Source organism: Faecalibacterium hattorii, assembly GCF_003287455.1.
GTDB classification, from domain to species: domain Bacteria; phylum Bacillota; class Clostridia; order Oscillospirales; family Ruminococcaceae; genus Faecalibacterium; species Faecalibacterium hattorii.
In genome coordinates, this window is sequence record NZ_PRLC01000010.1 from 15,207 (window position 1) to 33,020 (window position 17,814).

At 59.5% G+C, this 17,814-nt stretch carries 17 protein-coding genes; 10 read left to right on the plus strand and 7 right to left on the minus strand.

Features of this window, described 5'->3' with window-relative positions; translation table 11 throughout:
- Positions 1-8: 8 nt before the first annotated feature.
- From C4N23_RS07920 to C4N23_RS07930, 3 genes are read left to right on the plus strand one after another with little or no spacing between them, the layout of a single operon-like run.
- On the plus strand, positions 9-1,163 hold the full coding sequence (locus tag C4N23_RS07920) for a toxic anion resistance protein (protein ID WP_055189565.1): 1,155 nt from the start codon (positions 9-11) through the stop codon (positions 1,161-1,163).
- A gap of 1 nt (position 1,164) precedes the next feature.
- Positions 1,165-1,887 carry a LemA gene (locus C4N23_RS07925; RefSeq protein WP_112145290.1) on the plus strand — a complete coding sequence of 241 codons (723 nt, stop codon included), beginning with the start codon at positions 1,165-1,167 and terminating at the stop codon, positions 1,885-1,887.
- Positions 1,884-2,855, plus strand: a complete 972-nt coding sequence (locus tag C4N23_RS07930; RefSeq protein WP_112145292.1) for a TPM domain-containing protein — start codon at positions 1,884-1,886, stop codon at positions 2,853-2,855. The genes C4N23_RS07925 and C4N23_RS07930 overlap by 4 nt, the downstream gene beginning before the upstream one ends.
- A 67-nt stretch (positions 2,856-2,922) precedes the next feature.
- Here C4N23_RS07930 and upp read toward each other — a convergent pair whose 3' ends face one another.
- The 5 genes from upp to C4N23_RS07955 form a co-directional block, all read right to left on the minus strand.
- Positions 2,923-3,549 carry a uracil phosphoribosyltransferase gene (upp, locus tag C4N23_RS07935; RefSeq protein ID WP_055189571.1) on the minus strand — a complete coding sequence of 209 codons (627 nt, stop codon included), beginning with the start codon at positions 3,547-3,549 and terminating at the stop codon, positions 2,923-2,925.
- A gap of 172 nt (positions 3,550-3,721) precedes the next feature.
- Positions 3,722-4,168 (minus strand): ribose 5-phosphate isomerase B, encoded by a 447-nt coding sequence (rpiB, locus tag C4N23_RS07940; RefSeq protein ID WP_097840010.1) that lies wholly within the window; start codon positions 4,166-4,168, stop codon positions 3,722-3,724.
- Between the two features lie 6 nt (positions 4,169-4,174).
- Positions 4,175-4,906, minus strand: coding sequence for a tRNA (adenosine(37)-N6)-threonylcarbamoyltransferase complex dimerization subunit type 1 TsaB (gene tsaB, locus C4N23_RS07945; RefSeq protein WP_112145294.1), 732 nt, complete (start codon positions 4,904-4,906; stop codon positions 4,175-4,177).
- Positions 4,903-5,328: a tRNA (adenosine(37)-N6)-threonylcarbamoyltransferase complex ATPase subunit type 1 TsaE gene (gene tsaE / locus C4N23_RS07950; RefSeq protein ID WP_055189576.1), complete on the minus strand. Its 426-nt coding sequence runs from the start codon at positions 5,326-5,328 to the stop codon at positions 4,903-4,905. Before tsaE ends, tsaB begins: the two co-directional genes overlap by 4 nt.
- Before the next feature lie 158 nt (positions 5,329-5,486).
- A complete protein-coding gene (locus C4N23_RS07955; RefSeq protein ID WP_112145296.1) occupies positions 5,487-6,686 on the minus strand; it encodes a C25 family cysteine peptidase in 1,200 nt (399 codons plus the stop codon).
- 242 nt (positions 6,687-6,928) lie between these two features.
- Here C4N23_RS07955 and C4N23_RS07960 point away from each other — a divergent pair, with 242 nt between their 5' ends.
- Both C4N23_RS07960 and C4N23_RS07965 read left to right on the plus strand, forming a co-directional pair.
- Positions 6,929-8,146: an FtsW/RodA/SpoVE family cell cycle protein gene (locus tag C4N23_RS07960; RefSeq protein WP_242983755.1), complete on the plus strand. Its 1,218-nt coding sequence runs from the start codon at positions 6,929-6,931 to the stop codon at positions 8,144-8,146.
- A gap of 19 nt (positions 8,147-8,165) precedes the next feature.
- Positions 8,166-9,047, plus strand: a complete 882-nt coding sequence (locus C4N23_RS07965; RefSeq protein WP_181567096.1) for a YitT family protein — start codon at positions 8,166-8,168, stop codon at positions 9,045-9,047.
- Positions 9,048-9,295: 248 nt separating this feature from the next.
- Here the strand turns inward: C4N23_RS07965 and C4N23_RS07975 are convergent, their stop codons facing one another.
- Complete coding sequence (locus C4N23_RS07975) at positions 9,296-9,631, minus strand: helix-turn-helix domain-containing protein (RefSeq protein ID WP_112145298.1); 336 nt, start codon at positions 9,629-9,631, stop codon at positions 9,296-9,298.
- A gap of 152 nt (positions 9,632-9,783) precedes the next feature.
- On the opposite strand from C4N23_RS07975, the gene C4N23_RS07980 reads away from it, so the two are divergent.
- The 5 genes from C4N23_RS07980 to C4N23_RS07995 all read left to right on the plus strand — a co-directional run bounded on the left by C4N23_RS07980 (position 9,784) and on the right by C4N23_RS07995 (position 14,331).
- On the plus strand, positions 9,784-11,415 hold the full coding sequence (locus C4N23_RS07980) for a hypothetical protein (RefSeq protein ID WP_112145300.1): 1,632 nt from the start codon (positions 9,784-9,786) through the stop codon (positions 11,413-11,415).
- Positions 11,416-11,450: 35 nt separating this feature from the next.
- Positions 11,451-11,612 (plus strand): hypothetical protein, encoded by a 162-nt coding sequence (locus C4N23_RS14035; protein ID WP_181567097.1) that lies wholly within the window; start codon positions 11,451-11,453, stop codon positions 11,610-11,612.
- Between the two features lie 102 nt (positions 11,613-11,714).
- Positions 11,715-12,650, plus strand: a complete 936-nt coding sequence (locus C4N23_RS07985) for a GTP-binding protein (RefSeq protein ID WP_112145302.1) — start codon at positions 11,715-11,717, stop codon at positions 12,648-12,650.
- Positions 12,651-12,750: 100 nt separating this feature from the next.
- Positions 12,751-13,389, plus strand: coding sequence for a YczE/YyaS/YitT family protein (locus C4N23_RS07990; RefSeq protein ID WP_112145304.1), 639 nt, complete (start codon positions 12,751-12,753; stop codon positions 13,387-13,389).
- 195 nt (positions 13,390-13,584) lie between these two features.
- Positions 13,585-14,331, plus strand: a complete 747-nt coding sequence (locus C4N23_RS07995; RefSeq protein ID WP_112145306.1) for a transglycosylase domain-containing protein — start codon at positions 13,585-13,587, stop codon at positions 14,329-14,331.
- A 167-nt stretch (positions 14,332-14,498) separates the two neighbouring features.
- Here C4N23_RS07995 and C4N23_RS08000 read toward each other — a convergent pair whose 3' ends face one another.
- Positions 14,499-17,810, minus strand: coding sequence for an FtsX-like permease family protein (locus C4N23_RS08000; RefSeq protein WP_112145415.1), 3,312 nt, complete (start codon positions 17,808-17,810; stop codon positions 14,499-14,501).
- Positions 17,811-17,814 lie beyond the last annotated feature (4 nt).

The window sequence follows — 17,814 nt, forward strand, 5'->3', positions numbered from 1 at the left end:
AATCTCTCATGGCTGACAACAATACTCTGAACTTTGACCTCGACGCCCCCGCTGTTCCTACCCTGACGCTGGACCCCACCCCCGCCGCTGCGCCGGTGGAGGAAAAGAAGGCGGAGCCCGCCGCCCCCGCAGCGGACATCCAGTTGACTGCGGAAGAACAGGCGATGGTGGATTCCTTTGCGGAAAAGATCGACATCACCAACAGCCAGCAGGTGCTGCAGTACGGCTCCGCGTGCCAGAAGAAGATCGGCGATTTCTCCGAAGCTGCTCTCGCCAAGGTGTCCACCAAGGACCTCGGCGAGGTGGGCGATATGATCACCAACCTCATCGGAGAGCTGAAGAGCTTCGACGCCAACGAGGAGCAGCAGAAGGGCATCCTCGGCTTCTTCAAGAAGAAGGGCGACCAGCTCGACAACCTCAAGACCAAATACAACAAGGCTGAGACCAACGTGGAGAATATCCAGTCCATGCTGGAGGGCCATCAGGTGCAGCTGCTCAAGGATATCGCCATGCTCGACAAGATGTACGAGCTGAACATGGCCTATTTCAAGGAGCTGAGTATGTACATCCTCGCTGGCAAAAAGAAGCTGGCAGAGGTGCGTGCCAACGAGCTGCAGAAGGCCATGGACAAGGCAAAGGCTTCCGGTCTGCCGGAGGACGCACAGGCCGCCCGCGACTTGGCCGACCAGTGCGAGCGCTTCGAAAAGAAGCTCTACGACCTCGAACTGACCCGGAATATCAGCCTCCAGATGGGCCCCCAGATCCGTCTGCTCCAGAACAACAACACCATGATGGCGGAAAAGATCCAGTCCACCATCGTGAACACCATCCCGCTGTGGAAGAACCAGATGGTGCTGGCGCTGGGTCTGGCCCACACCCAGAAGGCGATGCAGGCGGAGCGCGCCGTCACCGATATGACCAACGATCTGCTCAAGAAGAACGCCGACGCCCTCAAGATGGGCACCATCGAGACGGCCAAGGAGTCCCAGCGCGGCGTGGTGGATATCGAGACGCTGCAGCAGACCAATAAGAGCCTGATCGAGACCCTCGACGAGCTGAACAAGATCCAGACCGAGGGCCGCGCAAAGCGGGCCGCCGCCGAGCAGGAACTGACCCGCATCGAAGACGAGCTCAAGGCAAAGATGATGGAGATCCGGAGCTAAAATGGCAAACGCAGATTTTTCTCAGAATCGGAATCAGACCCCCGGCGGCTTTGACGCGGGCAGCTACCGCGAAGCAAAGGCGGCGCAGACCGCTTCGCCCCGCCTGACCCCCGCCCAGCAGAAGCTGGCCGGGCTGGAACAGGCGCTCCCGGCGGCGCTGCAAAGCCAAGCAGCGGCCATTGCGCTCTGCGTGGTGATCCTGCTGGCGGCGTTCTTCGGCTTCGGCGGGGCAAAGCTCAAGGCCAAGGCCAGCGAAGCCGCCCAGTGGTACACTGCAGGGGTCTCGGCGGACGGCGGCTACAGCCTGAACGATGAGCTGACCACCCGCGCCAACACGGCGGCGAACATCATCACCACCGGCAGCAACACGCTGGGGGCGGACAACGCCGAGGTGCTGGCCGCGCAGGATGCGCTGACGGTGTTCCAGAACGATCTCGATGGCGTCAATGCCGGGAAGACCCGGCTCCATGCCCTTTACGAAGACAATGCCGCGCTGGGGGCCGCCATCGACCAGCTCTATGCAAAATTGCAGGAACAGGCCGCCGACCCCATGAAGATGGGGGCGGTGCAGGGCCAGTACGGCCAGTTCAACAGCGCGGCCACCATCATCGGCAACCTGACCTATAACGAACAGGTCAGCGAATATCAGAAGGACACCGGCGGCTTCCCGGCCAGCGTGCTGAAGAGCTTGTTCGGCGTCAAGGAGGTGGAACCCTTCGCATGAAACGAATGAAACGATTTGCTTCCCGGTTTTGCGCCCTGCTGCTGGTGCTGACCGTCAGCGCCGCAGCGCTGGCCCCCGCCGCTTCGGCGGCGAAAGCCCAGCTCCCCGACCTGCCCAGCGACCAGTGCGTTGTGGACGATGCGGGCATTCTGAGCAGCACCACCACCACGACCATCCAGAACCTGAACACCCAGCTCACCGAGCAGTGCGATGGTGCACAGATCGGCGTATTGACGGTGGATTATACCGGAAGTTTATCCACGGAAGATTACGCCACCGAAGCCTTCAACACATGGGGCCTCGGCAGTTCCAGCAAAAACAACGGTGTGCTGATCCTTCTGGTCATGCAGTCCCAGCAGTACGATGACGGCGACTACTATGTGACGCTGGGCACCGGCTTCCGAAACACGACGCTGGAAAAACAGGCCAGCGCCTTGGCGCAGACCATGGAGGACAGCTTTGCGGCGCAGGATTATGACGCCGCTGTGACCACCTGTGCACAGAACGTGGCGAACACCATCGCCGATGTCTACGGTGTGACCCTCAGCAGCAACACCGGCACGGTCTCCGGCAGCACCGGCCTCCATTCCAACGACGGTTACCACGAAGCCCCTGCGGCGCGGCCCTCTTCCGGGGTCACGATCATCGCCTATCTTATCGTCATTGCGGCGGTGATCTATATTTTCACCCCCTTTGGCCGCCGCCGGTCCGGTTCGGGCTTTGGCGGACTGTTCGGCTTCGGGCTGGGGTATGGGCTTGGCAGCAGACGCCGCCGTGGCCCCTACGATGACTGGGGCCCCCGCGGACCCCGCCCGCCCCGCGGCGGGCCTCGGCCTCCCCGTGGAGGCGGCTTCGGCGGCATGGGCGGCGGCAGCTCCTTTGGCGGGGGCGGCGGTCGTTCCGGCGGCGGTTCCTTCCATGCGGGCGGTGGACGCAGCATGGGCGGCGGCGGTGGACGCGGGCGCTAAAACCACATTATTAGGTCAAAAAAATTGGCTGTGCAGTTTTGCACAGCCAATTTTTTTGGATCTCTTTTTACTTGGTGCCGTAGATACGGTCGCCCGCGTCGCCCAGACCGGGGACGATGTAGCCGTTCTCGTTCAGGTGGTCGTCCTTGGCGCCCAGATAGATGTCCACATCGGGGTGTGCCTTGTGCAGGGCCTCAATGCCTTCCGGAGCACCGATCAGGCCGATGAACTTGATCCGCTTTGCGCCGTGCTTCTTGATCTGAGAAATGGCGTCGATGGCGCTGCCGCCGGTGGCCAGCATGGGGTCCAGCACCAGAACGTCACGCTCTGCGATATCCTGCGGCAGCTTGCAGAAGTACTCCACGGGCTGCAGGGTCTCCTCGTCGCGGTACAGGCCGATGAAGCCGACCTTTGCGGCGGGCAGCAGGGTCAGCATACCGTCCAGCATACCCATGCCGGCGCGCAGGATGGGAACCAGAGCCAGTTTGCGGCCCGCAAGGACCTTGGTCTTTGCCATGGTGATCGGGGTCTCGATCTCCACCTCTTCCAGAGGCAGGTCACGGGTGGCCTCGTAGCACAGCAGGGTCGCGATCTCGCCAACGAGGTCACGGAACTCCTTGGTGCCGGTCTGCTTGTTGCGCAGCAGACTGATCTTGTGCTGCAGCAGGGGATGCTCAACGATCATGGGGGTCATAACAACACGCTCCTTTAAAATAGTTGAATAAACCTCTCCGTCATTGCTTCGCAATGCCACCTCCCCTGATAGGGGAGGCTTTGGCAGCCGGGTGAAGCCTCATCTTTATGCCAAGGGCTCCCCTGCTAGGGGAGCTGTCGAGCGCAAGCGAGACTGAGAGGTTGAAATCCTTTTATCGGTTCTCAATGGCCATCAGCTTTGCGATGCGCTTTTCGTGGCGGCCGCCCTCGAAGGGGGTGTTCAGGAACAGATCGACCAACTGGCACGCAAGGCCGGGGCCGACCACGCGGCCGCCCATGCACAGGGCGTTGGCGTCGTTGTGGCGGCGGGTGTACTCGCAGCTGAAGCTGTCGGAGCAGCAGCAGGCACGGATGCCCTTGACCTTGTTGGCGGCCATGCTGATGCCGACGCCGGTGCCGCAGAACAGCAGTGCTTTGTCGCACTGGCCGCTCACAACGGCGTCACAGGCGGGCAGGGCCATATCGGGGTAGTCTACGCTGGCGGTGCTGTGGGTGCCAAAATCGATGTACTCCAGCCCCAGTTCGTCCAGATGGGCCTTAACGGCTTCCTTCAGTTCAAATCCGCCATGGTCGGCGGCCAGTGCAATGGGTTTCGCCATGATGTTTTATTCCTTTCCGTTCTCGGTTTGGTGGTTCTGGGCGGCAGCCTCGGCGGCAAGGCGCTCGGCGCGTTCCCGCTCGGCTTGGCTCAGCCGATGATAATCCGGCAGCAGTGCTTCGGGCAGGACCGCTTCGCCCCGCTCGGCCATCTGTTTGGCTACAAGGGCCACCGCAGCGGCGCGTCCACCCCGCAGGGCGGGCGGCACGCAGAGCACCCCCGGCACATTGCTGTATTTATTATAGCACAGAGCAGCCCCATCACCAACAAAAAACAGGGGCTTTTTGCAATTTTCTACAAATTCACTCAGGTCGGCTACGGCGCGGGCGTCGTCGTCCATCAGCCGCTGGTGGGTGGAAAGGTCGAAAGCGGCGCTGTACACCTGCGCACGGCGGGCGTCCAGTGCGCAGAGCACGGTGCCCTCGCCGGTGTGGGCGGCACCCAGCGCTTCCAGCGTCGAGACCGGGGCGCAGAGGGTTTCCCGCGGGAAGGCAAGGCCCTTGACCGCTGCCAGCCCGATGCGCAGCCCGGTAAAGCTGCCGGGGCCCGCGTTGACGCCGAACAGGTCGATGTCCTTGCAGCCCATCCCGCAGAGCTTCAGGCAGCCGTCGATGAGCGGCATCAGCGTCTCGCTGTGGGTCATGCCCGCGTCGAGATAGCACTCGTACAGCAGCCGGTCGTCCTGCATCAGGGCCACGCCGACGGTCTTGCCGGCGGTATCTACGGCTAAAATGTTCATAGTTCGACCCCCTCGATGGTGATGCGGCGGGTGGTATCGTCCAGCCGCTCGATGTTGACATGGATCGGGTCTTCCGGGGCCAGCAGGTCGGCGAAGTTCTCGCTCCACTCGGCTGCTACGATGGCCCCCTGATCCAGATAATCGTAGAACCCCGCCGCGCACAGATCGTTCTCGGTGGAGATGCGGTAGAGGTCGAAGTGGGCCAGCGGGCGGGGGCCGCGGTAATAGTTCACGATGGCGAAAGTGGGGCTGCTGACCGGGTCGGTGCAGCCAAGCCCTTCGGCAAGGCCCTCACAGAATGCGGTTTTGCCTGCGCCGAGGCCGCCGGTAAACGCGATGAGCGCCCCGTCCGGCAGGGCGGCGGCCATCCGCCTGCCCAGCGCGACGGTCTCCTCCCGCGAAGTCGTAATAAATTGAGCCATAAAATGCACTCCTATCTGGAGACTCGATCTGCCCTCTTTGCCAAGGGCTCCCCTACTAGGGGAGCGGGCGAGCGGAGCGAGACTGAGAGGTTGAAAAAAGAGGATGACAGATCTCTGCCATCCTCTAGTATAATATAAATCCCGCAAAAGTGCAACGCTTACGCGGCCTTCTGCTGCTCGGAGAAGGCCGAAGCGGATTCGTGGACCGTCAGTTGGGCGCTGGCGTCACCCAGCAGCATGGTGTAGGCTGCGGCGGCGTGGGGGCGCTGACCGCCCTGCGAGGTGTACCAGACAAGGTCGTTTTCGCCGTAGGTGTCTTTGGCGTGTGCTACGGCCTGTTCAATGGGTTGGCCGAGGATGAGATGGTTGACCGTATCCCAGAGCATACTGCGGGAGTAGACGGTGTAAACGTTGTTTACATAGCCCACCACGGCCCGTGCGCCGCCCGCCAGCAGGGCATTGGCCATCGAGGGATCAACGGCGTCATCTACGCCGAGGAACTCACAGGTCTCGGAGTAGACGATGGTGTTTTCCAATTGGCCGAAGCGGTAAGTGCTCTTGAAAAACGACGGTGTCACGCAGTACCGCCCGTTGATTTTGATGATCCGGTGGGTTAGCAGGTCGATGCCGTAGTACAGATCTTTCGAGAAGGAGGATTCCTCCGTCAGCAGGATGATGGGGGCCGTGCGCAACTGCTTGAACAGCCAGCCGGTCATGTAGGGGTAATACGCACCGTGGGCGCTCAGGATGCACAGGTCATACCGGTCCATCCGGCGCAGGTCGGAGACGGTCACAGTGGTGTCGATGCGGGTGTTCAGGCCCATCGCCGTCCAGAACCCCTTCATGTAAGAGTAGTACGGGTAACGGGAGCTGTTCACCGTGTTGTCAAAGGCATAATAGATCATGGCGCTGCCAAGGTCGCCCCGCGGCGCGTTGGACATCTCCTGTAAATCAATGGACGGCAGCAGGGAAAGATTCATGGCGGTGTTTTCCTCGTCGAGGTCGTCCACCAGAATGCCGCCCTGCACCCCGCAGGAGTAGGTAAAGCTCACCATCCCGTTTTCCTCGTCCACGAGGATGGAGCGCGCCGAAACAAGCCCCTTCGCCGCCAACTGCTCCAACTGCTCCTGCGCGGCGTCCAGACGCTCGGTGCGGGACATGGCGGTGAAGCCGTCGCTGTCGGTCAAGGCGGCAACGGCATCGTCGGTCTGCTGCATCCGGGCAGCGTCCTCGCTCGTCAGGGCGGCGGCAGAAAGGCCGTCGGCCTGTGCGGCCAGCGCGGCGGTGGGGAAGAGGGTGAGTATCAGAAAACAGACAGCGCAGAGCGCTGAGAGAAAACGATGATATGGTACTTTCATAAGATAAAAGCCCTCCGAAAAACATACCGGATGGTAGGTCTTCTAAGCCCATTTTAGAAGGTCGGGCTCACTTTGTCAAGGCCGCGGGGCAGGATTTTGCAAAGCTGTCACAGCCGCACGAAAAATCTGTGAAAAATGGCCTCCGTCTTGCGCAGAATCACGCATTGCTGTATAATACCCTAAAATGGGGTAGCAGCGGGTGCCCGCAGCTGCCCGGCCAAGCAGGAAAGGAAGGTGCTTTCTTGGAGAGCATTCGGCAATATTTCAGGCGGACGGATAAAATTTATCTTCTGCTGTGTATTTTCAGCAGCGTGATGGCCTGTGTGGCGCTGTCCTCGTGGGCGGCGAAGCAGGGGAACGGCTTTGCCGTGGACGAGATCACCGGCCAGATCGCCGGCATCGGCGATTACCGCCGGGCGCTGGTGCAGGGCGTTTCGGCCCTGATCGGCATCGCGGTGGCGCTGCTGCTGTCCAACATCGATTACCGCAGTCTGGTCAAGGTCTGGCCGGTGCATGTGGCCCTGACGTGGGGCCTTGTGCTGCCGACGCTGTTCATCCGCAACGTGACCATCGGCCCGCTGACCATCGGCTACAACGCGGGCGATACCGATAACTACTCGTGGTATAAGCTGGGCGGCTTTACCTTACAGCCCACGGAGCTGGCCAAGATCAGCTTCATCCTGACCTTCGCGATGCACCTGAACAATGTGCGGGGCCGCATCAACGAGCCAAAGGAGCTGGGCAAGCTGCTGCTCCATCTGGCGGCCCCCATCCTCATCATCCATGTGCAGGGTGATGACGGCACGGCCATCATCTACGCCATCATCGGCTGCAGCATGATGTTTGCGGCGGGGCTGAGCTGGAAGTATATCATCGGGGCGCTGGCGGCGGCAGGGGCGGCTGTGGCTGCGGCCTTCGCCTTTTTCAGCGATAAGATCGGCAAGGGCTACCAATGGTACCGCATCCTCGCCGTGGTGGACCCCGAAAACAAGACCGGCTGGGCTCCCAGCGAGGCCGTCTGGAAGAACATCATCTACCAGCAGCAGCGCGGCGAGATCGCGCTGGGCAGCGGCGGCATCTTTGGCAACGGGGTGTTCGGCGGCAGCTACTACAGCGTGCCCAACGCCCACAACGACTTCATCTTCAGCTGGATCGGCAACGCGGCGGGCTTTGTGGGCTGCTGCGTGGTGCTGGGGGTGCTGTTCGCCATCGTCGTCAGGACGTTCCTGACCGGGGCGCGGAGCGAGGACCTGCTGGGCACCTTCATCTGCGCGGGCATCGGCGGTGCGCTGATGGCCCAGATCGCGGTCAATGTGGGCATGAACCTGCGCGTCCTGCCCGTTATCGGCGTCACGCTGCCCTTCTATTCGGCGGGCGGCAGCTCGGTGATGATGCTGTACATCTGCGTCGGGCTGGTGCTGTCCGTCTATATCCACAACACGAAAAAATTGTTCGGTTAAAAAGAGGAAAAGAGAGTTTATGGAAACAACTGCGGAAATGACCCAGCGGGAAAAGGTGATGAAGTACGCGCGGCAGTACGTGCTCATCACCCTGAGCATCTCCATCATGTCGGTGGGCGTGTACTTCTTCAAATTCCCCAACAACTTCGTCTTCGGCGGCGTCACCGGTACGGCGGCGCTGGTGGCAAAGCTTACCCCCATGTCGGCGTCGGCCTTCTCCTCGGCGGCGAACATCGTGCTGCTGGTGGTGGGCTTCATCTTCTTGGGCAGGGAGTTCGCCATGACCACGGGCTACGCCTCCCTCGTCATGTCGGCGGAGCTGATGGTTTTGGAAAAGATCTGCCCCCTGAGCGGCCCCCTCTCCGACCAGCCCATGCTGGACCTGATCTTCGCCATCGCCCTGCCCGCCATTGCCTCGGCCCTGCTGTTCAATGTGGGCGCTTCCTCCGGCGGCACTGACGTCATCGCCCTCATCGTGGAAAAATACACCCACATCCACAGCATCGCGGCGGCCCTCTTCCTGACCGACCTGTTCATGGTCGTGGCGGCGTGCTTCGTCTTCGACCTGTACACCGCTCTCTACTCCTTCGTAGGTCTGACCGTTAAATCGCTGGTCATCGACGCCGTGCTGGAAAAGATCAAGATGTGCAAGGCCATCCTCATCGTCTGCGATGAAAAGGACCCCATCTGCGATTTCGTCATGCGCAAGCTGGTGCGCGGCGCGACCTACACACCCTGCTTCGGTGCCTACACCAATAAGCCCCACTACATCATCTACACCACCCTGACCCGCCATGAGGCCGACCTGCTCCAAGATTTCATCCACAAGGAGCACCTGAACGCCTTCATGTCCATGCTGAGCACCACCGAGGTCTTCGGCAAGGGATTCAACCACGCATAAACCAAACCCAACTGCGAACGCCCGCCGGGAAGCTGCTTGTCAGCCTTCCCGGCGGGCGTTTTTCATAAAGAAAACCACAAGCTATGCTTGTGGAAGAAAAGAGCCTGTGTATCCACCACATTGAGGAGGAAACGGGTCTGCGGGTCGTCGGGGCGATGTACCACATCGAAGATGGCAGCGTAGAGTTTTTGTAAAAAAAGAATCAACTGGAAAAGCTGAACGTTCGGTCAAAGAGCGTTCAGCTTTTTTCATGGTTCGATCGATAAAAATGTGCGTAGCATATGCTGAACCGCTTCTCTCTGAGCAGGAGAAAGCTTTGACCACAACTCCAGAAGGCACTTTTGCTCGCCAGTCAGATAGACGGCGTCCTCGTCCTGAAAGAATTGCGAAAGGGTGATGCCAAGGCCGGAACAGATTTTTTCAATGGACGCCAGATTCGGCTGTAAGTTTCGCCGACGCCATGTGGAAATAGTGGATTGCGTTAAACCGGAATTTTCAGCGAGGGCATACTCGGACCATCCACGCGAAATGCGCTCCTGTTCAATGCGGCCTAAAATATCGAATGCGGGCTTTTCACGTTCCATAATTAGTCTCCTTGGATAAATCGTAGGTTTCATTTACGATTTTATTGTTGGAAACCTTGACTCATAATTGTATATATCGTATAATAATATATACATAAATCGTTCCAATCTGGGGAAACAAACCAGAGAAAGCGAAAAAAGGAGGAAGAACTATGGAGGACGCAGAAAAAAAGACGGCAACGGCGCAAAATACGATGCAAGTCTGGGACGGAAGTGCGGCATCCAAAGAAAAACGGAAGGCTTCCCAAGGATGGGAGGGTCTACATGTTCTCTTTACAGAGAAAACGCAGATTCAAATCGTTCTGGAGTCGATGAAAAAGAAACTGCTGATCTCGTATGGTGCGACGTTGGCATTTCTCGTGTTTTTTACAGTGATGCTGGGCGGCGCGGGAATTCTGAATTTTGTGAAGTTGATTTTGCTCAGTGCGGCAGTGCCGCTTCTTTATGGAACGCTGAGCAGTGAAAGCACTTACAGCAAGGTGTTTGATCCTGCTCGTGACCAAGGAACCATTGTTCTGCCCGAAGGGATGGCATGGGAAAATGCGGTGGATATCATCCGACGCGGTTTTGCAGAGCGTGAGGTGGAACAGATCACGGACACGGTGGACACTGTGGTGTTCCATAGCAAAAAGTATGGTGTATACCAGATCCAAAATACCCAAGAGGGGCTGAAACTGAGCATTTTGTCGCAGCCCTCGAAACAGGAAAAGCTGAAAAATCGCTATTACCTGTTCGGAAACATGATCTATTCGCAGGTGATCTCGCTGTTGTATCCGTCTATGATCTCGGCAGCACAGGTCGAAGAAGAAAAGAAAGCGGTGCATGGCTATACCAAGCGGCAGAAACTCACAAAGCTTGTGGTCATTCTGATCACCGCCGCTGCTGCCGTATGGTTTGCATTTGGCAGTTCCAATGCGGATGCGATCCGTTCCTGCGGCATTTCGGAAAGCAAATTGAGCAGTGTGTTCAGTGCTGATGCGACATTGGATGAAATCTTTGACAACTATTTTGATGATTCCAAGTGGGATAACTACAAGGAAGACAGCCAGACGATCGTGACCTATTCCGGCGATACCGTTGGAAGCGACGGAGCGACGAACCGATTTACATTCTATTTTAAGCTGAACGCAGACGATACGTTCCAACTGGACCATGTGACCTGCAATGGGGAAGAACTGGATTGGCTGCAAGAACTGATCATGCTGAATGCGCTGGACGAATATTATGTGGGCACCCACACGAAGGGTGCAGCGGCAGCATCCAGCACACCGGAACAGAGCGAAAGCGTGGCTGTAGTGTCGAGCAGTGCTGTGGAGGTCCCGGAATCTCAGGCAGTGTCGGAATCTCAGGCAGTGTCGGAAGCTGAGTCCGAAGCAGCGAGCGAACCGATATGGAGCGAAGCAGACAGCGGCAATGCAGTGGCGGACGAAGACGCCGATGAGATCATTCAGGAAGTATGGTATTCGTCCTACCCGGAATATCCTGATATCTGGTACGGAAGCGCATTGGATTATTTTATGGAGAGCGAGGGCTATAGCTGGACGTATGACGCGCAGAACAATGTGGTGAATGTGGATGGCTCCTATATCACGCTGGATTACCGGCTGGGTGATGGAGATTATGCACTGCATGAACTGCATCTGACGTTCTATAAAGATAAATATGACCGCTGGATGCCGCGATTCAATACAGCCTATCCGGCAAATGACGAGTATACAGATGTCCGTGATTTTATGGATGCACTGTATGGATTCTATCAGCAAAGTGTGGTGGATGCCGGTTGAGTCAAACCGGTGACGATAAAAATGGAGGTTTTATTATGGCAATGATCGTTGTTGAATGTCCTGATTGCGGCCGAGTGTTGATGCGGTTGGCACCGATCGGAGGAACGAATCAGACGAAAACCTGTTCGGGTTGTAAAAACCACTTCCGGGTTATTAAGGATGCGCGGACTGGCAATGTGACAGTGCAGAGAGATTGAACAGCCAAAACAAGCAAGGGGAAGGACCGCCGCCTTCCCCTTGCTTGTTTTTTGCGGATGGAGTATACTGACCCTGAAACCAAAACAGCGGAGGGGAAGAAAATGGTACAGGTAGACCTTATCACGGGCTTTCTGGGCGCGGGAAAGACGACCTTTTTGCGCAAGTACGCGGCATATCTGGTGGCGCAGGGGCACAACGTCTGCATCTTGGAAAACGACTTCGGCGCGGTAAACGTAGACGCCATGCTGGTGCAGGACCTGCTGGGCGAGCGGTGCGAGATCGAGACCATCAGCGGCGGGTGCGACTGCGATACCCATCAGCGCCGGATGCGCACCAAGCTCATCTCCATGGCGATGCGCGGCTTCGACCGGGTTCTGGTGGAACCCAGCGGCATTTTTGACGTGGATGAGTTCTTCGATGTGCTGCGGGACGAGCCGCTGGATCGGTGGTATCGGCTGGGCAATGTCATCGCCATTGTGGATGCGCTTCTGCCCGGAACCCTTTCGGCACAGGCGGACTACATTCTGGCCTCCGAAGCTGCCAACGCGGGCGCGGTGGTCTTCAGCCGCAGCCAACTGGCCGATGCGGCGCAGAGGGAGGCCGCACAGGAGCACCTGAACCGTGCGCTGGCTGCGTGCAAGTGCAGCCGGACGTTCCGGCCCGGCGAACTGCTGACAAAACCGTGGGACCAGTGGGGCAGCGAGGACTTTGCCGCCATCGACCGCTGCGGCTGCCGTCAGGCCAGCTGCGAAAAGCTCCACTTCGACGAGCATAGGGCCTTTGGTTCGGCCTACTTTTTGGAGCTGGGCCTCTCGTGCCAGCAGCTCGAGCAGAATATCCCGGCCCTCTTCACCGACCCCGCGTGCGGCCATGTGCTGCGGGCGAAAGGCTTCGTGCAGGACGAGAACGGCTGGGTGGAGCTGAACGCCACCGCCGACGGCCTGACGGCAAATGCTATCCCCAAGGGGCAGGAAGTGCTCATCGTGATCGGGGAGGGGCTGGAGAAAGAACGGATTGAGGAGAGATTAAAGGGGTAAGGCAATCCCCGTATATCGTTGTATCTTTCCATAAATAGTTTGTCTCCCGCCCAAAGCAGGCGTATAATAGAGGAAAAGAAACGCTAAAGGAGAATCCCCTATGAACGGCACCGCATTGCGCAAACCGACTGCCCGGCGGGTGGTGGGCATGGTGGCGGGCATCGTCATCATCGCCCTTGGCATTGCGCTTTTCAAGCAGTCCCACCTCGGCAACGACTCCATCAGCGCCCTGAACATGCGGCTGGCGGAGCTGCTCGGCATCTCGCTAGGCACCCAGAACCTGTGCACGAACCTCCTGTTTTTCCTGCTGGAATTCTGGTTCGGGCGCAAGTACATCGGCCTTGGCACCTTCGTCAACGGCATCTGCATCGGGTACATCGTCACGGCATTCTATGACCCCATTCACGCCCACTTCGGCGACGCGCCGTCGCTGGCGGTGCAGTTGGGGTGGGTCATCGCGGCGGTGCTGGTCACGGCGCTGGGCGCTTCGCTCTACCAGACCGCCGACCTCGGCATCGCGCCCTACGATTACCTTTCCCTCGGTCTGCGGGACTACACACCCTGCCCGTACTTCGGGTGCCGCATCTTCACCGATGCGCTCAGCGCCCTGCTGTGCTGGCTGCTGGGTGGCCTTGTGGGCCTTGGCACCTTGATCTGTGCGTTCTGCCTTGGGCCCTTCATCCAGTTCTTCGACCGGACGTTCTCCCAGAAGGTGCTGCAATACAAACCGAACAATTGAGAAACCCCGCAGCGTCAAATCATACGCTGCGGGGGTCTTTTTGATTCGGCCTGTATCTGCTGTGGGGCAAGGCCTTTGCTCACCTGCCCGGTCTGCCGCCGGGACGTAAAGGCATAAAGTTCATAAAATCTGCTTGAAAATTGGGGTGAAATCGGGTAGGATAAGAGCATTCAGAATGCGAAAGGGGCGTATGCCATGCGGACACTGGGAAACTTTTTCAAACGGCTGCTGTGTTGGCTGCTGGTGCTGCTGCTGGCGGCGCTGGCTGCCGTGGGGGGCGTGCTGGGGCTGCAGGGCTGGCGGCTGTACCGCACCACCCAGCAGGACCTGCCGGCCGCGCAGTTGTATGAGACCATCTCCGCCCGCCCCTCCTTTACCACCTGTGATGCCATCCCGCAGACCTACATCGATGCCGTGATCGCGGTGGAGGACAGCCGCTTCGAGCGTCATCACGGCGTGGACCCGCTGGCCATCGTCCGGGCGCTCTGGACCGACCTGAAAACCAAATCACTGGCCGAGGGCGGCAGCACGCTGACCCAGCAGCTCGCCAAAAATGTCTACTTCACGCAGGAAAAGCATTTTGCCCGCAAGGCAGCAGAGTTGTTCGCGGCGGTGGACATCGAGAAACACTACGGGAAGCAGCAGATCTTTGAGATGTACGTCAACACGATCTATTTCGGCAGCGGCTATTACGGCATTGCCGAGGCGGCGCAGGGCTACTTCGGCAAAACGCCCGCCGAGCTGACCAGTGCCGAGTGCGTGCTGCTGGCGGGGCTGCCCAATGCGCCATCGGCCTACTCGCCCAATTCCAGCCCCGCGCTGGCCCTCAAGCGGTCGCAGGTGGTGCTGGATCGGATGGTCTCCGCCAAAAAGCTGACGAAGATTCAGGCCATGGAGCTGCAGGACGAGATCACCGCCCTGCCGGTGTTGGCACCGGATTAAAAGGAAAAAGGCTGTTGCCTATACTCCCTCAGTCACGGCTTCGCCGTGCCAGCTCCCTCTCGGAGGGAGCCTTGGCGTAACGATTCGCTGTGAAAGCCTCCCTCATTGAGGGAGGTGGCATCGCGTAAGCGATGTCGGAAGGAGTTGGCAACAGCCTTTTTTGTTTATTATTCCGGTGCCTTCATGCTTTCCACCATACTGATCTTCTTGATGTGGCGGCGCATGAGGCGGCAGACGACGACGGTGAAGAAGAGGGTGAGGGCAACGCTGAAAAGGTAACTGCGGGGGGCCGCAGCGCGGATGAACATCATCTGGTCCATCTCGACGGTGCGGATGATGAACTGGTGCAGCGGCACGCCCAGCGCAAGGCCCACGAGGGAGCCGATGAGAGCCAGCAGGTCGATCTCGCGGAAGATGTAGCGGTAGACCTCTTTGTCGTAGAAGCCCAGCACCTTGATGGTGGCCAGCTCCTTTTTGCGTTCGCCGAGGTTGACGCTGATGAGGTTGTAGAGCACCACAGCCGCCAGCGCGGCGGCGCAGACGATGACCAGAATGACCACGTAGTTCAGGCAGCCGATGAGGTTGTCGAACATTTCGGTCGTATCCTCTATGAAGCTGACGCTGCCGACGTAGTTGCACGCCAGCAGGTCGGTGCGCAGGGCGTTGCGGGCGTCGGTGTCGGGGCAGCTCGTCTGGGCGTAGAGGGTGTTCCACGCGGGCAGGGTGCCGCCGGTCAGGCGCTTGAGCTGGGTCTGGGAGAGGTAAAGCCGGGTGAAGACGTAGTTCTCGGTGATGCCGGTCAGCGTCAGGGTCTGGCGGCTGCCGTCGCTCAGCTCTACTTCGAAGGGATCGCCCACCGCAAGGCCGAGGAGCTCGGCGGTCTTCTCCGTCAGGATGACGCTGCTGTCATCAAAGGAGATGGCCTTGTGCCCCTGCCGGGTGCGGAAGGTGAAGTAATCGGTCATCTGGCTCTCATCCTCGGCGGCAACGAGGCTGATGGTCTGCTGGTCGCCGTCGGCGTTGTAGAGGGTGACGCTCTTGGTGTAGAAGCGGCCGAAGCTGGTGACATCGGCGCTGGCGTCCAGCACGTCGATCACGCCGTTTTCCACAGTGAAGGCCTTTTCGTCGCTGAGGGAGATGGTCAGGTCGCTGTGGTTCAGCTCGGTGGTCTGCTTGGTCAGCATGGGCAGGATGGAGTCCTGAATGCCGAAGCCGATGAGGAGCAGGGCTGTGCAGCCCGCTACGCCCAGCACCGTCATGAAGAAGCGTTTTTTGTACCGGAACAGGTTGCGGGCGGTCGTCTTCTGGGAGAAGCTCATGTGCTTCCACAGCGGAGTGATGTACTCAAGGAAGATCCGCTTGCCCGCCACGGGGGCGCGGGGCAGCAGGAGGGCGGCGGTCTTTTCTTTCAGGCTGGCGTGGCACGACTCCCATGTGGCGATGCCGATGACCGCAGCACTGAGCAGCACGCTGCCCGCCGCCATGCCGGGGTAGAATTGGAGCGAAAAGGTGGGCATCTGGAACATCATGGTCTGGTAAGCTTGCCAGATGATCGTGGGGAAGACGATGAAGCCCACCACCATGCCGAAGATGCTGCCCGAAACGCTGGCCGCAAGGCCGTAGAGCAGATATTTGCCCGCGATCATGGTGTTGGAGTAGCCCAGCGCCTTGAGGGTGCCCATCTGCAGCCGGTTCTCGTCCACCATGCGGGTCATGGTGGTGGAAGCCACCAGCGCCGCCACAAGAAAGAAGAACACCGGGAAGACCCGCGCGATGGCGTCCATCCGGTCGGCGTACTGCTCGAAGCTGGCGAAGCTCATGGTGCTGCCCCGGTCGAGCACATACCATGTGCCGCTCTGGATGTCGCTGATCTGCTCCTCGGCATCGTCAATCTGCTTCTGGCCGTCGGCGAGCTTTTGCTGGGCTTCGGCCTTCTGGGTCTCGTATTCGGTGCGGGAAGCCTCCAACTGCTCTTTACCGGAATCGTATTCGGCCCAGCCGTCATCCAGCTGGGTGCGGGCATCGGCAAGCTGCTGCTGCGCCGCCGCAAAGGCGGAGGTCGCTGCGGCCGTTCCGGTGGAAAGCTGGAGCTGCCCCTGCAGGAGCTGAAGCTTCATCTTCCGCAGGGCGGCTTTCGCCTCGGTGACCAGTTCGGTGTTGGACAGGCTCGGCGAGGAGATGAGTCCCTGCGCATACATCTGCTGCTTTCCGGCGTCGAGCTGCTGCTGATAGCCGTTGAGCTGACCTGAAATGTTGTCGTAGGCAGCCTGTGCCTTGGCGAGGGCGTCCCGCAGTTCGGTGTACTCCTCGTCGGCGGGTTCGGCCTCGTCCAGCGCCTTTTGGGCGTTGTTCAGGGCCGTCTCCGCATAGCCCAGCAGCGGGTCGGCTACCTGTTTCAGGTTGACCAGCAGCTCGATCTGCTGGAGCTGGTCCTCGAATTCCAAGACCTGCTCTTCGCCGCTCAGCACCTCGTCCGCGCCGCTCTGCATCGTGTCGGGCAGGGCGGCTTGCTGCTGGGCAAGCTGTTCCTTACCGGAGGTGTACTCCGCTTCGCCCTGTTCCAGCTGGGCCTTGGCGGAGACGAGCTGCGCTTCGGCGTCGGCCAATTTTTGCTCCGCCTCGGCGAACTGGCGTTCGGCCTCGGCTTTTTGCTCGCTGTAAGTCTGCTTGGCGTCGGCCAGCTTGGCGTTGGCGTCATGGATCAGGGCTTCCCGGCGGGCGACGCATTGGGCGTCGCTGATGGAGGTCAGCCGGTCGGCCACGGCGTCCACGGCAGCCTGATACTCGTCGGAATAGTTGTCATACTGGTCGGCATTTTTGGCCTTGACATAACAGGCAGTGTAATAATCCAGATCCAGACTTCTGTCCGGCACAAAGACGAGGGCATCCAGCACGCCGTCCCCGGCGGTGGAGGTCTCTTGGTTGGCGGAGAAATACTGCGGGTCCTGCACCTGCCCGACTACGGTGTAAGTCGTGCGGGTCAGGCCGTCGGTATCGTCCGGCAGGGTCAGCGTGGTGCCGAGGGGCACTTCTTCGCCGTGGCCCATTACGTGCACGACGCACTCGTCGGCAGCTTCGGGCATCTGGCCGGCCTGTAAGACCAAGCGATTCATGTTTTCGGCGGTGTCGGCATCGGGGTCAGCGGGGAGCTGCTGTACCCGCAGCACGGCGGGCTCGTCGGTGCCGGACCAGTGCCCCTCCACGTCCAGATACTTTACCGCCTCCACGGCGGTGACGCCGTCAGTGGCCGAAATGGCGGCGATGTCGTCCTCCGACAGGCCGAGGGTGGAAAGAATGCGGAGGTCGAAAACATTCTGCTCCACGTAATATTTCTGCCCTGCGATCCGCATACTGGGTGCAAAACTGAGCAGACCCGTCAGGATTATGACGCCCAGCGCCACGATGCCGAACAGGGAGAGAAAGCGGCTCAGATTGCCTTTGAAATCCCGCAGGATGTTTTTGCGATAACTTTTCTGCATGGCG

What these genes read in the sequence shown, in the direction of transcription:
- C4N23_RS07920 (WP_055189565.1), top strand. Translation starts at nt 9, where the DNA reads ATGGCTGACAACAATACTCTGAACTTTGACCTCGACGCCCCCGCTGTT.
- C4N23_RS07925 (WP_112145290.1), top strand. Translation starts at nt 1,165, where the DNA reads ATGGCAAACGCAGATTTTTCTCAGAATCGGAATCAGACCCCCGGCGGC.
- C4N23_RS07930 (WP_112145292.1), top strand. Translation starts at nt 1,884, where the DNA reads ATGAAACGAATGAAACGATTTGCTTCCCGGTTTTGCGCCCTGCTGCTG.
- upp (WP_055189571.1), bottom strand. Translation starts at nt 3,549, where the DNA reads ATGACCCCCATGATCGTTGAGCATCCCCTGCTGCAGCACAAGATCAGT.
- rpiB (WP_097840010.1), bottom strand. Translation starts at nt 4,168, where the DNA reads ATGGCGAAACCCATTGCACTGGCCGCCGACCATGGCGGATTTGAACTG.
- tsaB (WP_112145294.1), bottom strand. Translation starts at nt 4,906, where the DNA reads ATGAACATTTTAGCCGTAGATACCGCCGGCAAGACCGTCGGCGTGGCC.
- tsaE (WP_055189576.1), bottom strand. Translation starts at nt 5,328, where the DNA reads ATGGCTCAATTTATTACGACTTCGCGGGAGGAGACCGTCGCGCTGGGC.
- C4N23_RS07955 (WP_112145296.1), bottom strand. Translation starts at nt 6,686, where the DNA reads ATGAAAGTACCATATCATCGTTTTCTCTCAGCGCTCTGCGCTGTCTGT.
- C4N23_RS07965 (WP_181567096.1), top strand. Translation starts at nt 8,166, where the DNA reads ATGGAAACAACTGCGGAAATGACCCAGCGGGAAAAGGTGATGAAGTAC.
- C4N23_RS07975 (WP_112145298.1), bottom strand. Translation starts at nt 9,631, where the DNA reads ATGGAACGTGAAAAGCCCGCATTCGATATTTTAGGCCGCATTGAACAG.
- C4N23_RS07980 (WP_112145300.1), top strand. Translation starts at nt 9,784, where the DNA reads ATGGAGGACGCAGAAAAAAAGACGGCAACGGCGCAAAATACGATGCAA.
- C4N23_RS14035 (WP_181567097.1), top strand. Translation starts at nt 11,451, where the DNA reads ATGGCAATGATCGTTGTTGAATGTCCTGATTGCGGCCGAGTGTTGATG.
- C4N23_RS07985 (WP_112145302.1), top strand. Translation starts at nt 11,715, where the DNA reads ATGGTACAGGTAGACCTTATCACGGGCTTTCTGGGCGCGGGAAAGACG.
- C4N23_RS07990 (WP_112145304.1), top strand. Translation starts at nt 12,751, where the DNA reads ATGAACGGCACCGCATTGCGCAAACCGACTGCCCGGCGGGTGGTGGGC.
- C4N23_RS07995 (WP_112145306.1), top strand. Translation starts at nt 13,585, where the DNA reads ATGCGGACACTGGGAAACTTTTTCAAACGGCTGCTGTGTTGGCTGCTG.
- C4N23_RS08000 (WP_112145415.1), bottom strand. Translation starts at nt 17,810, where the DNA reads ATGCAGAAAAGTTATCGCAAAAACATCCTGCGGGATTTCAAAGGCAAT.